This window comes from Paenisporosarcina sp. (assembly GCF_049671445.1).
Taxonomy (GTDB): Bacteria; Bacillota; Bacilli; order Bacillales_A; family Planococcaceae; genus Paenisporosarcina.
The window spans coordinates 82595-97293 of sequence record NZ_JBATUX010000064.1; the positions used below are offsets into that span (position 1 = coordinate 82595).

Annotated in this window: 16 protein-coding genes; 12 read left to right on the forward strand and 4 right to left on the reverse strand. The window is 36.3% G+C overall.

The features are described from left to right. Positions 1 to 373: 373 nt before the first annotated feature. On the forward strand, positions 374 to 961 hold the full coding sequence (locus WBG45_RS08615; protein ID WP_424413742.1) for an SET domain-containing protein: 588 nt from the start codon (positions 374 to 376) through the stop codon (positions 959 to 961). 187 nt (positions 962 to 1148) lie between these two features. Here the strand turns inward: WBG45_RS08615 and WBG45_RS08620 are convergent, their stop codons facing one another. The 4 genes from WBG45_RS08620 to WBG45_RS08635 all read right to left on the reverse strand — a co-directional run bounded on the left by WBG45_RS08620 (position 1149) and on the right by WBG45_RS08635 (position 3820). Beyond that, a complete protein-coding gene (locus WBG45_RS08620; RefSeq protein ID WP_424413743.1) occupies positions 1149 to 1727 on the reverse strand; it encodes a hypothetical protein in 579 nt (192 codons plus the stop codon). Between the two features lie 12 nt (positions 1728 to 1739). Then, positions 1740 to 2846 carry a flavodoxin-dependent (E)-4-hydroxy-3-methylbut-2-enyl-diphosphate synthase gene (gene ispG, locus WBG45_RS08625; protein ID WP_424413745.1) on the reverse strand — a complete coding sequence of 369 codons (1107 nt, stop codon included), beginning with the start codon at positions 2844 to 2846 and terminating at the stop codon, positions 1740 to 1742. 94 nt (positions 2847 to 2940) lie between these two features. Beyond that, positions 2941 to 3273: a hypothetical protein gene (locus WBG45_RS08630; RefSeq protein WP_424413747.1), complete on the reverse strand. Its 333-nt coding sequence runs from the start codon at positions 3271 to 3273 to the stop codon at positions 2941 to 2943. A 43-nt stretch (positions 3274 to 3316) separates the two neighbouring features. After that, the gene (locus tag WBG45_RS08635) at positions 3317 to 3820 is read right to left on the reverse strand and encodes a DUF1189 family protein (protein WP_424413749.1); all 504 of its coding nucleotides are present in this window, start codon (positions 3818 to 3820) and stop codon (positions 3317 to 3319) included. A gap of 196 nt (positions 3821 to 4016) precedes the next feature. Between WBG45_RS08635 and WBG45_RS08640 the strand changes: the two genes are divergently transcribed. The 11 genes from WBG45_RS08640 (at position 4017) to WBG45_RS08690 (ending at position 14694) form a co-directional block, all read left to right on the forward strand. Then, positions 4017 to 5648 (forward strand): Na/Pi cotransporter family protein, encoded by a 1632-nt coding sequence (locus tag WBG45_RS08640; protein ID WP_424413751.1) that lies wholly within the window; start codon positions 4017 to 4019, stop codon positions 5646 to 5648. Between the two features lie 78 nt (positions 5649 to 5726). Beyond that, the gene (locus WBG45_RS08645) at positions 5727 to 6206 is read left to right on the forward strand and encodes a DUF456 domain-containing protein (RefSeq protein WP_424413753.1); all 480 of its coding nucleotides are present in this window, start codon (positions 5727 to 5729) and stop codon (positions 6204 to 6206) included. Positions 6207 to 6324: 118 nt separating this feature from the next. After that, on the forward strand, positions 6325 to 6933 hold the full coding sequence (locus WBG45_RS08650) for a superoxide dismutase (protein WP_424413755.1): 609 nt from the start codon (positions 6325 to 6327) through the stop codon (positions 6931 to 6933). 110 nt (positions 6934 to 7043) lie between these two features. After that, on the forward strand, positions 7044 to 9248 hold the full coding sequence (locus WBG45_RS08655) for a peptidoglycan D,D-transpeptidase FtsI family protein (protein ID WP_424413757.1): 2205 nt from the start codon (positions 7044 to 7046) through the stop codon (positions 9246 to 9248). Positions 9249 to 9397: 149 nt separating this feature from the next. Beyond that, a complete protein-coding gene (locus WBG45_RS08660; protein WP_424413759.1) occupies positions 9398 to 10324 on the forward strand; it encodes a PstS family phosphate ABC transporter substrate-binding protein in 927 nt (308 codons plus the stop codon). An 80-nt stretch (positions 10325 to 10404) separates the two neighbouring features. Then, positions 10405 to 11352, forward strand: a complete 948-nt coding sequence (gene pstC, locus WBG45_RS08665; protein ID WP_424413761.1) for a phosphate ABC transporter permease subunit PstC — start codon at positions 10405 to 10407, stop codon at positions 11350 to 11352. A gap of 1 nt (position 11353) precedes the next feature. Continuing rightward, on the forward strand, positions 11354 to 12232 hold the full coding sequence (gene pstA, locus WBG45_RS08670; protein ID WP_424413763.1) for a phosphate ABC transporter permease PstA: 879 nt from the start codon (positions 11354 to 11356) through the stop codon (positions 12230 to 12232). Between the two features lie 27 nt (positions 12233 to 12259). Further along, positions 12260 to 13081 carry a phosphate ABC transporter ATP-binding protein PstB gene (gene pstB, locus WBG45_RS08675; RefSeq protein WP_424413765.1) on the forward strand — a complete coding sequence of 274 codons (822 nt, stop codon included), beginning with the start codon at positions 12260 to 12262 and terminating at the stop codon, positions 13079 to 13081. 20 nt (positions 13082 to 13101) lie between these two features. After that, a complete protein-coding gene (gene phoU / locus WBG45_RS08680) occupies positions 13102 to 13761 on the forward strand; it encodes a phosphate signaling complex protein PhoU (RefSeq protein ID WP_024534508.1) in 660 nt (219 codons plus the stop codon). 156 nt (positions 13762 to 13917) lie between these two features. After that, entirely contained in the window at positions 13918 to 14067 is a 150-nt protein-coding gene (gene rpmG, locus WBG45_RS08685; RefSeq protein WP_017380101.1) for a 50S ribosomal protein L33, read from the forward strand. A 54-nt stretch (positions 14068 to 14121) separates the two neighbouring features. Further along, complete coding sequence (locus tag WBG45_RS08690; RefSeq protein ID WP_424413767.1) at positions 14122 to 14694, forward strand: 5-formyltetrahydrofolate cyclo-ligase; 573 nt, start codon at positions 14122 to 14124, stop codon at positions 14692 to 14694. Positions 14695 to 14699: the final 5 nt, after the last annotated feature.

Consider the following 14699-nt stretch of genomic DNA (forward strand, 5'->3'; position numbering starts at 1 on the left):
ACGGGCTTTGTTTATTTTTGGACTTTTAACATGCTCAGATTTTGCTAATATAGATTCGATTTGGAAGTTACCAAGTAAATCTAATTAAAAAGTCGACTTAATCGTTAATTTTTATAGGTTCAAGGTATTATCTAAGGAATTATGCACTAGTCTATTAAAAAAATCCCCAGATATACACTACCTTACAATTCGAAGGGGTGTATATACACCGGATAGTGAAGTTTTAACGATTGTGGAACAAAAAAATAGTTTTAACGTTTGCTGGGGGAGATTATACTGATTAAACTTGGTTGAAATAATCGATCTAACGGTCACTTATACGAAACAGCTGAATAGTGTAGCAGTATGTTATGAGAAAGGGTGACTCGATTCGATGTTACATCCAGATACCGAGATTCGATTTGTTAATGAAAAGATTGGTGTAGGTGTTTTTGCCACAAAAATGATTCCAAAAGGAACGATTATATGGGCATTGGATGATTTGGACATCATACTCAATGAAGAGGAAATTGAAGCGCTTGATTCCCTGCGAAGAGAAATCGTCTATAAATATGCTTATCTTAACGATGACGACTTTTACGTGCTGTGCTGGGATCATGCAAGATACATGAATCACAGCTTCAGTCCAAATGTTGTATCGACGGTCTATGAGATTGAATTGGCGTCGAGGGATATTCTTCCTGGTGAACAAATCACATGTGACTATGCTACGCTTGGATTAGACGAACCGTTTGAGTGTGAACCGGAAGAAGGGACGTCAAGCACCATAGTCATGCCGAATGATTATCTTAATCGCTACAAAGAATGGGATAAGTTGGCTCGAGAGGCTTTCGAACATCTGAATCAAGTAGACCAGCCGTTGCGTCACCTGATTCGACTGGAGTTCGTTGATAAGGTAAACGGCATTGCAGAGGGTCTTGCCGAACCGGATTCCTTTCTAACGCTCTATGAAGAGGATTAGATATTATAACGAAATCACAATATGTAACCATATGTTAATTTTAGCGAATTGGCTTTTATAGCTGACACCTTAATAGACCTATTTCAATATTTCCCATCCATATAATTCGGGAATCCAAATTGTGTTTTGCCGAATGAATGATGGCCACGCTTGAAACAAGAACATAAAAAAGCGTGAGGCATAGGCCTCACGCTTTTTGAGTTAGAAACGTATTTTGTATCCAAGCATCTGCTTCCAGCCAGTTATTCACTCTTATAACGCCTTCTGGGACAGCTTCTTGGTTATAGGGGGTATTAAATAGCAATACAGGAATATTACAATCTTCTACAATACCCACTGCATTATCGTGCTTATCTTCAAAAAACACATCAATTGAATGGTTTTTAACAGTTTGGATTTTATTGTGAGTACCAATTAATTCAATGTGATCGTAAGCAAGATTTTGTTCAACAAACCATTGCAACGTCACGTCACGAACATTTTGGCCACGAGCTGAAATAAAGTATAACTCATGATCCTTTTTCCATTCAGTCAAAACCCCATGTGCATTGACTTGTATAGGGGAAGTCGCATAAATTTCAGGTTCAGCTAGTTTAAACCATTTATAAAAATCTTCGTTTGACACTGGAAATGCTTTCGTTAAATCATATTCTTTAATATCATCTAGAACTAAATTACACGAAAAAGCCTTATTGATATGTGGAAGTAGAGAAGTAGGGCAAGTGACTGTACCATCAATATCTATTCCGAATCGGTAGTTTGACAAGTGAACAGCCCCTTAAGCGTTTTGTTTTTCTATTTCTTGTTTATCATAGTACTCTTGAGCAATTTTATCGATTTCAATCTTAAGTTCCTCAACCATTGTTGCTTCAGGTACTTTACGAACAGTTTTCCCTTTCATAAAGAGCAATCCTTCACCGCGAGCACCAGCAATACCTATATCAGCTTCACGAGCTTCACCAGGACCATTCACTGCACAACCAAGAACAGCAACTTTAATTGGGGCTTTAATTGTTGAAATGTATTCTTCTACTTCGTTTGCAATCGTGATTAAATCAATTTCAATACGTCCGCATGTTGGACAAGAAATTAAAGTAGCTGCATTTGACGATAGACCGAATACTTTTAACATTTCTCTAGCAACTTTAACTTCTTCAACTGGATCTGCACTCAACGACACTCGAAGTGTGTTACCAATGCCGTGACTTAACAAAGCTCCAAGTCCAGCTGCGCTTTTAATTGAGCCGTTAACCAATGTGCCTGACTCAGTAATTCCAAGATGAAGAGGATAATCGAATGCTTGAGAAGCTTTTACGTAAGCTTCAATTGCCAAACTAACATCTGAGGCTTTTAAAGATACGATGATATCGTGAAAATCTAAGTCTTCAAGTATTTTAATATGATGTAATGCACTTTCAACCATTCCATCTGCTGTTGGATATCCGTATTTTTCAATAATTTTACGTTCAAGTGAACCTGCGTTAACTCCAATACGAATTGGAATGCCCTTTGCTTTTGCTGCATTAACAACAGCTTCAACTTTTTCGCGACGACCAATGTTACCAGGGTTTATCCGTATTTTATCGGCGCCATTTGCGATGGCTTTTAATGCTAACTTATAATCAAAGTGAATATCCACAACTAATGGGATATTAATACGTTGTTTAATTTCAGCAATTGCGTCTGCTGCTCGATCATCTGGGCAAGCCACGCGAACGATTTGACAACCAGCTTCTTCTAAACGCAAAATTTCAGCAACAGTTGCTTCTACATCATGTGTTTTTGTTGTGGTCATACTTTGTATGAATAATTCATTACTACCACCTATGGTTAAATCGCCGACACGAACCGGGCGAGTTTTGGAACGGTGAATAATTTCACTCATGAAAATTCTCTCCTTTTTCGGGCTCATAGCCTTCACTATTCTTTATTTTAGCAGTGATGAAAAGGAATTGCCAAGGAAGAAACATTACTTTTTATTAAGAACACGATAAAGTGGAATCTTTATATATAGGAATCTTCACATTTTCACCAGCTTGAATTTGTTGATTGCGTAAATGTGGGTTCTCTTTATAGAAAGTTTCTAACCGTTCGGGGAAGCTAACCCATACTTCTGATGGATATACACCAAACAGCGATAACAAAGTATCTCCTTCAATTGTTTGAACAGGGAAAATTTCATATTGTTCTTGTTTTACACACTCAGATTCAACTTGAGAGAATGCAGCAAGAGAGATCGTACCATCGAGTAAATCGGTTTTAATAATATAAGAAATAATTAAAATAAAGACTGCTAGTCCAATTATGCGCATAAAAAAACCTCCCTTTTTTCAACATATGCTGAATAAAGAGAGATTATGATTTTTTCTGAGGATAATATTTTAGGGCAAAAGCCAAATAGATTACACAAATAATAGTAGTAATAACAAAAATCCATCCATCCGTAAACCCTGTATATAGGAAGAAAATAGATAGGACTGTAGGTGTAGTGTAAGCAAATACAGTCGATCGCCACACATGTCTATAATCGCCACGCCGGTTTAGTAGCTTTAAAATCAACATTCCACCAAAAGCCATTAAGCTTATTCGGACAAATAGCAACAAAGTGGTCATAATAAATTGAATGATAAAGGCAAATGGATATAAAATCCATTCCATATCGTCTACATAATCTAGCAATCCTTCAATTGATGAAGAGTCAGTCTTAAATCCCGTAATAAAATGGACAAAAGATAGTAATGACAGCATAATTACAAAAATAAAGACATATTGAAGGACTTTGCCAATCGGCAAGAGTCGAAACACTGCTATTTTTTTGGGATTAGAAATAGAAGCAAGAAATAGTTGAGTTAAAGACAATAAAATCACTCCTTATTCCTCTATCATACTACTATTTCAAGAGATACTTATAAAAAATATTGGTCGAAATTAGTACAAAGTTGCCTCAAATATTAAGTTATTGTAAATTTTATGTGAAGGGGCTTTACATATGCGTGTCGAACTACTCATAATGGGGATTGTTGAAAATCGTCGAAATAGGAGTTGAAAACGAATCGTGGAACTTAATTGGCAGGAAATGCTGTTTCAGTTTATTGGAGGTCTAGGGATCTTCTTATTCTCTATCAAATATATGGGTGACGGTCTGCAAAAAGCAGCTGGCGACCGTTTACGTGATATTTTAGATCGTTTTACCACAAATCCATTTATGGGTGTGTTAGTTGGTATTGCTGTAACGGTCCTAATTCAATCCAGTTCAGGAACTACCGTTATTACAGTAGGACTCGTTAGCGCAGGATTTATGACATTGAGACAAGCAATTGGCGTAATAATGGGTGCCAATATTGGGACAACTGTTACTGCATTCATTATTGGATTTGACGTCGGAGAAGCTGCATTACCAATTATGGCACTCGGTGCATTCTTAATTTTCTTTGTTAAGAAAAATCAGATTCAAAACTTAGGAGAAGTAATCTTCGGTTTTGGTGGACTATTCCTTGGTATGGAACTTATGAGTGGGGGAATGAAACCACTTCGTGAATTGCCATCTTTTATTGATCTAACAGTAAGTATGAGTGACCATAGTATTTTGGGCGTTGTAGTCGGTACTGTGTTTACGTTAATCGTACAAAGTTCAAGTGCGACGGTTGGCATTCTTCAAGGATTATATGCAGAAAATATTTTGGACTTAGATGCTGCCTTACCTGTACTTTTTGGTGATAATATTGGTACAACGATTACTGCGGTTCTCGCTTCTATTGGTGCTTCGATTGCAGCTCGTCGTGCAGCAGCTACACACGTACTATTTAATGTAGTTGGAACGTTACTATTTTTAATTATTTTAGGTCCTTTCACAATGTACGTTGAATGGTTATCTGGAGCGTTAGGTTTAGAGCCGAAAATGCAAATTGCATTTGCTCACGGAACATTTAATGTAGCAAACACAATTATTCAATTCCCTTTAATCGGAGCTTGGGCTTATCTAGTAACTAAATTTATCCCAGGTGAAGAAGTAACGATTGAATACAAACCTAAACATTTAGATTTACATTTTATTGACACAGCTCCATCAATTGCGATTGGACAAGCTAAAGAAGAAATTCTTCGCATGGGTCGTTTTAGTGTACAAGGGTTGCAAGAGGCATTTGAATATTTGAAAACACACAATAAAAAACACGCGGAAACTGGTTATCAATTAGAAGATGCGATTAATAACTTAGATCATAAAATTACGGATTATTTAGTGAAAATATCTGCCGAATCTATTTCAAATGCAGATTCAGCTCGTCACATTATGTTGATGGAAACGGTTCGTGATATTGAACGAGTTGGTGACCACTTTGAAAATATTCTTGAATTAATAGATTATCAACAAGTAAATCGACTTTCTTTAACAGAGGATGCGATGGATGATTTAACTGAAATGTTTACATTAACAATCCAAACTGTTGAAAAAGCATTAGAATCATTAGATATGAGTAGTCACGAGTTAGCACGTGAAGTAGCTGAGCAAGAAGATTTAATTGATAAAATGGAACGAAAATTCCGTAAAAAACATATCTTGCGTCTGAATGAAGGTACGTGTTCTCCACAAGCAGGAATTGTTTTCGTAGATATCGTTAGTAATTTAGAGCGTATCGGTGATCATGCAGTTAATATTGCTGAAGCGGTATTAGGTAAAAGAGCATAAAATTCTTCTCCTCTAGTGCTTTACATCTTAATAGATGTAAGGCACGATTAAGAGGAGATTTTTTTTTGGAGGTAAAACATGGAAATTATTGGTTGGAGTATCATTATTGTGTGCTTTATCATTGGGTTTATCGGACTTGTATATCCAATTATTCCGTCAGTCATCTTTATTTTAGGTGGTTTCTTGTTATACGGAGTATTCTTCTCATTTGCTGACCTGCCTTGGTGGTTCTGGTTAATAGAAGTATTATTCGTTATCTTACTATTTGGTGCGGATATGATGGCAAATGCCTTTGGTGTAAAAAAATATGGTGGCAGTAAAGCAGGGATTTGGGGAAGTACCATTGGATTGTTAGTTGGACCATTTATTATTCCGATTGCAGGTATCCTTATCGGACCATTTTTAGGTGCCATTATTGCTGAGTTAATATTTGCACGAACTTCACTCAAACAAGCAATAAAAACAGGCTTTGGTTCAGTAATTGGTTTCCTAACATCAATCGTTACGAAGGGGACAGTTCAAATTGTTATGATCGTTATTTTTGTTTTAGTAGTCTGATTTCGGTCAAAAGGCTGAATTTCTAAATTTGCGTTGCTAATATTTGAATGAATGACCTAATTTTGTTACGCTATTAATTGTAAATCTAAAAATGAGATTCTTTAGGAGGAAATGACACATGGCTTATGAATTACCACAATTACCTTACGCGTATGACGCATTAGAACCGCATATTGATAAAGAAACAATGAACATCCATCACACAAAACATCACAATGCTTATGTAACGAACTTGAATAACGCGCTAGCAGGTCACGATGATCTTTTAAGTAAGTCGATTGAAGAGCTAATTGCAAACTTAGAAGCAGTGCCAGAATCTGCTCGTACAGCAGTTCGCAACAATGGTGGCGGTCATGCTAACCATTCATTATTCTGGGAATTATTATCTGCAGATGGAGGCGGAAATCCTTCAGGTGCATTAGCTGAAGCAATTGATGCTAAATTTGGAAGTTTTGATACTTTCAAAGAAGAGTTTGCTAAAGCTGCAACTACACGCTTTGGTTCAGGATGGGCTTGGTTATCAATTAAAAATGGTGAATTAGAATTAACTTCTACACCAAACCAAGATTCACCGATCATGGAAGGTAACACACCTTTACTAGGTTTAGACGTTTGGGAGCATGCTTATTACTTAAACTATCAAAACCGTCGTCCTGACTACATCGCTGCTTTCTGGAATGTAGTAAACTGGGCTGAAGTTTCAAAACGTTACGAATCAGCAAAATAAGTCGATTAATGAAACAAAACACACACTCAATTCGTTAATTGAGTGTGTGTTTTTTTGCTCAAAATGATATACTACTTTACAGATAGAAAGCTAGAAGGAGGACTGCTGCCGTGCGCAAAATATCAAAAAAAAGAGCCGCGAGTGCTAAAGCTAAACTACGCGCTAATGTCGCTTTTCGAATGAATATCCTCTTTTTCACCATCTTTTTGTTATTCTCAATCCTCATTTTTCGCCTCGGGTTTTTACAAATTGTTCAAGGAGAAGAATATGTTCGTGAATTAAAAAGAACGGAAGAAGTACCAATAAATACGAGTGTTCCAAGAGGACGTATTTATGATAGCCAAGGTCGAATTTTGGTGGATAACGACCCTCAAAATGCTATAACTTATACGAAGTTGCAAACGACTACACAAGAAGAAATGCTGAATATTGCAGAAATGTTAGCGTCAATCATTGAAAAGAAACTAGATGACGTAACTTTGCGTGACAAGCAGGATTACTGGATTATGTTACATAGAGACAAAGCTTATGAGAGAGTAACAAAAAAAGAAGAGGCTAAGATGTTGTCCGATGAAACTTTGACGACGACCGATATGCAAAAACAGATTGATAAACTAGTAAGAGATAGAATTACAGAAGAAGATCTTGCCAGTTTATCAAACGAAGAACTTGAAGTACTTGCGATTTATCGTGAAATGTCATCTGGCTATGCCTTATCACCTCAAATCATTAAAAGTGATGATGTAACACCTGAAGAATTTGCTCGTGTTTCTGAACGCTTAACTGAAATGAAAGGCGTTAACACGACAACAGACTGGGTTCGTTTACCTATGTCCTCACTTGCCATTTTAGGACGTACCACTTCACCAAAAGAAGGTATTCCAAAATCAAAACTAGAGTATTTTTTAGCTCGTGACTATACCCGAAATGATCGCGTCGGGAGAAGTTATATCGAACAAGAATATGAAGAAATTTTACAAGGTCAAAAAAGTGTAGTTAAAAATATTACTGACGGTAAAGGAACTGTTACTGAAACGCAAACTGTATTTGAAGGTCAACCAGGTAAGGATTTGGTGCTAACGATTGATAGTGAGATTAATTCAAAAGTAGAGAGTTTGGTAGAAGCAAAATTAACAGAAATGAAACAAAAAAATGGTTCCAATTTATTAGACCGTGCTTTTGTTGTCATTATGGATCCGTATACAGGCGAAGTACTTTCTATGGTAGGAAAACAGTTAATTCAAGATCCTGATACTGGGAAACGTATTGTAAATGATTATGCATATGGGACCTTCACCTCTGCTTACGAGATTGGTTCGACTATCAAACCAGCAACAATCTTGACAGGGTATGATCAAGGGGTCATTGGTATGAATGATATTTTGATAGATGAACCAATAAAGCTTAAAGATACAAGAGTGAAAAGTTCGATTTTCAATCGAAATTCAAGAATGGCGATTAGTGATTTACAGGCCATTGAAAGGTCATCAAATGTATATATGTTTAAAATTGGTCTCAAATTAGCAGGTGAAACCTACGTGAAAGATGAACCTATTGATATTAATAATGGTGATTTTAGTCTGTTACGTAATTCATATGCACAGTTTGGCTTAGGCGTTCCAACAGGAATTGACCTCCCTGGTGAAACAGCTGGTATCAAGGGACCCTTTGAAGTAGGGAAATTCTTAGATATGACCATTGGTCAATATGATACGTATACACCATTACAAATGGCGCAATACGTTTCCACCATCGCAAATGGAGGAAACCGGATTCAGCCCCAAGTAGTGAAGCAAATTAGGGAACCATCATACGATGGAACAACGATGGGTTCCTTAGTTTCTGAGAAGGGACCGACGATATTAAATCGTATTAATAATTCACAAAATCAAATTGAGCATATTAAAAAAGGGATGTCACGGGTTTATTTTGGAAATCAAGGTTCAGCAAGGTCGTATTTTGGAGATCTTCCTTTTGCAGCTGCTGGAAAAACGGGCACAGCCCAAGCGGTTTATTATGGACCAAAGCGAGATAACTGGGGAGACGCAGCAATTAACTCTACCCATATTGGGTTCGCTCCATTTGATAATCCAGAAATCGCATATGCAGTTGTGATTCCGTGGGCACCTTATTATAATGGCCAGTATGAAAGCACTGGGACAATACTAGCTCGTGAAGTTGTAGATGCTTATTTTGAAATCAAAAAGAAAAATGAAGCGGTAGAAGAATTAGAGTCTTCAACTTTACAAACTATCAAACCAGCGTTTTCGGAAACATTAATTGAAGAAGATAGCGAAAAAGTACCAAATGAATAATTTTAATTTTAAAAGCCATGATATGAATGTATATCATGGCTTTTTTATATTTACAAACTCTTTACATGGCATTTATATGTGCTCAACAATAAAACTTTATAGTTATGTTTGTAAGGCAAAACCAACCAACCTTAGGGGGAAATAAACTGATGAAAAACTGGAAATTCTTTATGATGTCAACAATGATTGGATCAGCACTTGTACTTGGTGCATGTGGTAATGAAGAAAATGGAGAAGCTACAAAAAGTTTATCCGGGTCAGTATCTGGCGATGGTTCATCTACAGTAGCCCCAATTATGGAAGCACTAGTAGAAGAGTATGCAGGTGTACAACCAGACGTGAAGGTAACTTCTGGAGCATCTGGAACAGGTGGCGGTTTTGAAAAATTCATAGCGGGCTCAACAGATTTCTCTAATGCATCCCGTCCAATCAAAGAAGAAGAAGCTGCTAAGCTAAAAGAAGCTGGCATTGACTATACGGAATTAGAAATAGCTTATGATGGTTTATCGATCGTAGTAAATAAAGAAAACGATTGGGCTAAAGACTTAACAGTTGAAGACTTAAAAAAATTATGGGTAGAAGATGGAAAAACAAAAAAATGGTCTGACATTAATCCTGAATGGCCTGACGAAGAAGTCGTTTTCTATTCACCAGGAACAGATTCTGGAACGTTTGACTACTTTAATGAAATCATTCTTGAAGATGCTGATATTGTAAAAGCAGCTACACTTTCTGAAGATGACAACGTCTTAGTACAAGGTGTGCAAGGTGATAAAAATGCAATTGGATTCTTCGGATATGCTTACTACTTAGCTAATAAAGATTCGTTAAACGTAGTGAAAATTGATGGTGTTGAACCAACAAATGAAACAATTGAATCTGGAGACTACACACCTCTGTCAAGACCATTATTTATATATGTGAAAAATTCTTCAGTTAAAGAAAATGAAGCGGTTTATGACTTTATGCAATATTCACTTGAAAATGCTGGCGAAATGGCTGAAGCGGTTGGCTATGTAAGCTTGCCGGAAGAAAAATATAAAGAAGATCTTGACGCATTAGAAGGTTTAAAATAATTCAACCCAATTAAATGCGGTTCGAGAGGCGAGTAGCAGCGGTGCTACTCTCTTCTTTTTAGGTAAAAGGGGGATTTCAAATGGCTTTAAATGATCAATCAGCAAAAATGTCCGTACAAGACATGATTGCGAAGCACAAAGGAAAAAAGGGCAATAAGCGGTTTGAAAAATCAATTCCATATATTCTTTTTTTCATAGCATCTATATCAGTATTAACAACTTTTGGGATTGTCTTTACATTAATTTTTGAAACCTTTGAGTTTTTCAAACGCGTACCATTCTCTGATTTTTTATTTGGTACTGAATGGTTGCCTTTCTCAAATAATGAGCCTCTATTTGGTATTTTGCCATTGATTGCGGGTACATTAAAGGTAACATTGATTGCTGTCGTGGTTGCGGTACCATTTGGCTTAGCATCAGCTGTTTACTTAAGTGAATATGCAAGTGATAATACACGCCGGATCATCAAACCTGTACTAGAAGTATTAGCAGGTGTACCAACAATTGTATATGGCTTTTTTGCTCTAACATTTGTGACACCATTTTTACAACAATTCATCCCAGAACTAAAAATATTCAATGCATTGAGCCCTGGTATTGTGGTGGGAATTATGATTCTACCTATGATTGCTTCATTATCAGAAGATGCCATGTCATCCGTACCAAACTCGATACGAGATGGAGCATTAGCTTTAGGTGCTACCAGATTAGAAGTAGCAGTCAAAGTTGTATTGCCAGCTGCATTATCTGGAATAATGGCTTCCATCGTTCTTGCAGTTTCACGTGCAATTGGTGAGACAATGATCGTGTCATTAGCAGGTGGTTCTACGCCACGATTTGATTTAGATATGACAGATTCTATTCAAACCATGACTGCTTATATTGTTCAGGTCTCAACTGGGGATGCTGGATATGGCACAACTATTTATTATTCGATCTACTCTGTCGGATTTACACTATTCCTCTTTACGCTTCTCATGAACTTATTAGCTCATGTGATTTCAAAACGTTTTAGGGAGGAATATTAAAATGAAATATATCGATCATGGCTCTGTAGTAAAAAAAATGGGCACGAGAATGATTGTAAATAAATTCTTTAAAACGCTATTCTTTTTAGCGACTTTATTTGCTCTATTAGCCTTGGGTGTGTTATTTTATCGTATCATTACACAAGGTATCGGTTATTTATCACTAGATTTCTTTACTAATTTCGGATCGCGTTTTCCTGAAAAAGCTGGAATTAAGGCCGCCCTTATTGGATCACTTTGGATGATGGCCGTTGTGACACCTGTGTCTTTAATACTGGGTGTTGGATCAGCTATATATTTAGAGGAATATGCGAAGAAGGGCAAAATCAATGATTTCATTCGAATGAATATCTCTAATTTAGCCGGTGTTCCTTCAGTGGTGTTTGGTTTACTCGGTTTAACGATTTTTGTAAGAGCTTTAGCATTAGGAAATAGTATTTTAGCTGCAGGATTTACGATGAGTTTATTAATATTGCCTGTAATCATTGTGTCTTCACAAGAAGCAATTCGTGCAGTTCCGAAAGATTTACGTGAAGCATCATATGGAATGGGTGCCACTAAATGGCAGACTATAGCCAAAGTAGTATTGCCTTCAGCAATTCCTGGTATTTTAACGGGTGGAATTTTAGCTCTTTCTCGAGCGATTGGAGAAACAGCGCCCCTCGTGGTAATCGGAATTCCAGTTATTATTCAATTTGTACCAGAAAATTTACTTAGTCAATTTACTGCAATGCCAATGCAGATTTTTGACTGGGCAAAACGACCACAGGAAGCATTTCAAAGTGTAGCTTCAGCTGGAATTATCGTCTTGATGGTGTTCTTGTTGTTAATGAATTCAATTGCTGTATTCATTCGAAATAAGTACCAAAAACGTTATTAAGCCAATGTGGCATGGGAGGGTTTCAAAATGGTTCAACTTAAAGTAAATAAACCAACTGCGACAACACAAATTAAAAACAATCAAGAAACTGAAAACAATATTGTGTATGATACACGTCAACTAAATCTATGGTACGGCAATCACCATGCGTTAAAAAATATTGATTTAGCTATTAAAGAAAATGAAGTGACAGCAATTATTGGACCTTCAGGCTGCGGGAAATCGACATATATTAAAACGTTAAATCGTATGGTGGAGTTAGTACCATCTGTTAAAACATCAGGGCAAATTATATATCGCGATCGGAATATTTTAGATGCGAACTATGGTGTAGAAGAATTGCGTACAAAAGTAGGAATGGTTTTCCAAAAACCCAATCCTTTCCCAAAATCGATTTACGACAATATTGCTTATGGTCCTCGTATTCATGGAATAAAAAATAAAAAAGTATTAGACGAAATAGTTGAACAAAGTTTGCGTGGAGCGGCCATTTGGGATGAAGTCAAAGATCGCTTAAATGAAAATGCCTACAGTTTATCTGGTGGACAGCAACAACGTATTTGTATAGGGCGTGCATTGGCGATTGAGCCGGATGTAATTTTAATGGACGAACCTACATCAGCACTTGATCCGATTTCTACGCTTAAGATTGAAGAATTGGTTCAAGAACTAAAACAAAACTATTCGATCATTATCGTGACGCATAACATGCAACAAGCAGCACGTATTTCTGATAAAACGGCATTTTTCTTAAATGGAGAAGTGGTTGAATACGATAAAACGGATACCATTTTCTCTACACCTTCTGATAAACGTACAGAAGATTACATTTCAGGACGCTTTGGTTAATTAAGAAGGGGGAAACGAAGATGGTAGTTAGAGAAAAATTTGAATTTGAGCTTAATGGTGTTCAAGAACAATTTTTATTACTTAGTAATTTAGCAATTACTACCTTAAATAAATCGATTGATGCGTTGTTAAGCCAAGACGTTGAAATGGCTTTATCAATAATTGACAACGATATTCATATTAATCGTTTAGAAGAAGAGATTAACGATCGTGTCATTTTATTATTAGCAAAACAGCAGCCAGTCGCTACAGACTTAAGAAGATTAATCGTTTTGATAAAGGCAGCTCATGATATGGAACGTGTGGGTGACTATGCAGTAAACATCGCAAAAGAAGCTATACGTATCGGGAAAGCAGAATTTGTAGCTCCAATTAAAAACATTGAAGAAATGCGTACCATTACAATTGGCATGTTAACAGAAGTAATGAAGGCATTTATTGATGAAAACGTTGAACAAGCTCGTAAGATTGCAGAACTTGATGATAAAGTGGATAATTTGTATGGTCAAACGATTCAGCAATTATTGAAGGTAGGATCTGAAAACCCATTATTATTAAGCCAAGTAACACAACTTTCTTTCGTTTGTAGATATCTAGAACGATCAGCTGATCATGCTACAAATATTGCGGAAGAATTATTTTATTTAGTAAAAGGACGCCATTACGAATTAAATAACTAATTTTAATGAAAGAGATTCAAGGTCTCTTTCTTTCTATGTAGATAAATAATTGCAACTTAATAGTAGATTTTTCGACGGCTTGTGCTATAATAAGTTAGTCGTATAAATTATGCTCAATAATTAAACTTGAATCCTGATAAAGTGGGAGGGATAAAGATGCGCGTTAACATTACACTAGCTTGCACAGATTGCGGCGAGCGCAACTACATTTCTAAGAAAAACAAGCGTAACAACCCGGAACGTCTTGAAATGAAAAAATATTGCTCACGTGAAAAGAAAATGACTACACACCGTGAAACAAAATAATACCATTTAACCAAAACCTCCTGAGGTTTTGGTTTTTTTCATGGAGGAATGGAAATGGAAAAGACTACGATAAGGAAAAATATTTTAAATAAATTAAATAAATTAGACAATAAAGTGCACAATGATTTATCTCATCATATACATAGAAAAGTAATTGTCGATGAAAAAGTAATGGATGCGCAAATCATTGGAATCACGGTATCTTCTTTTCCAGAAGTTGATACATGGAATTTAATTCAAGAGCTTTGGAAGTTAGGTAAAAGAGTAGCTGTTCCAAAGTGCGAACCAAAAACACGAGGAATGACATTTTATGAAATTAATTCGTTTGATCAACTTGAAGTAGTCTATATGAAATTAAAAGAACCTATTCCTTCACAGACAAGGAGGATAGAAAGAGGACAAATTGACGTGTTGATTGTGCCTGGTGTAGTCTTTAATAATAAAGGATACCGTATTGGTTTTGGTGGCGGCTATTATGATCGGTTTTTAAGTGAATATAATGGTGTAACTATTTCTCTTGCTTTCGATATCCAAATCGAAAATGAAATACCGGTAGAGCAATTCGATTTACCTGTACAATACATTCTAACCGAGACACAACGAATCCAATGTTTGAAAGTGGAGTGAAAAAG

What these genes read in the sequence shown, in the direction of transcription:
- rpmG (WP_017380101.1), top strand. Translation starts at nt 13,918, where the DNA reads ATGCGCGTTAACATTACACTAGCTTGCACAGATTGCGGCGAGCGCAAC.
- WBG45_RS08630 (WP_424413747.1), bottom strand. Translation starts at nt 3,273, where the DNA reads ATGCGCATAATTGGACTAGCAGTCTTTATTTTAATTATTTCTTATATT.
- pstA (WP_424413763.1), top strand. Translation starts at nt 11,354, where the DNA reads ATGAAATATATCGATCATGGCTCTGTAGTAAAAAAAATGGGCACGAGA.
- pstB (WP_424413765.1), top strand. Translation starts at nt 12,260, where the DNA reads ATGGTTCAACTTAAAGTAAATAAACCAACTGCGACAACACAAATTAAA.
- WBG45_RS08645 (WP_424413753.1), top strand. Translation starts at nt 5,727, where the DNA reads ATGGAAATTATTGGTTGGAGTATCATTATTGTGTGCTTTATCATTGGG.
- ispG (WP_424413745.1), bottom strand. Translation starts at nt 2,846, where the DNA reads ATGAGTGAAATTATTCACCGTTCCAAAACTCGCCCGGTTCGTGTCGGC.
- phoU (WP_024534508.1), top strand. Translation starts at nt 13,102, where the DNA reads ATGGTAGTTAGAGAAAAATTTGAATTTGAGCTTAATGGTGTTCAAGAA.
- WBG45_RS08615 (WP_424413742.1), top strand. Translation starts at nt 374, where the DNA reads ATGTTACATCCAGATACCGAGATTCGATTTGTTAATGAAAAGATTGGT.
- WBG45_RS08650 (WP_424413755.1), top strand. Translation starts at nt 6,325, where the DNA reads ATGGCTTATGAATTACCACAATTACCTTACGCGTATGACGCATTAGAA.
- pstC (WP_424413761.1), top strand. Translation starts at nt 10,405, where the DNA reads ATGGCTTTAAATGATCAATCAGCAAAAATGTCCGTACAAGACATGATT.
- WBG45_RS08660 (WP_424413759.1), top strand. Translation starts at nt 9,398, where the DNA reads ATGAAAAACTGGAAATTCTTTATGATGTCAACAATGATTGGATCAGCA.
- WBG45_RS08690 (WP_424413767.1), top strand. Translation starts at nt 14,122, where the DNA reads ATGGAAAAGACTACGATAAGGAAAAATATTTTAAATAAATTAAATAAA.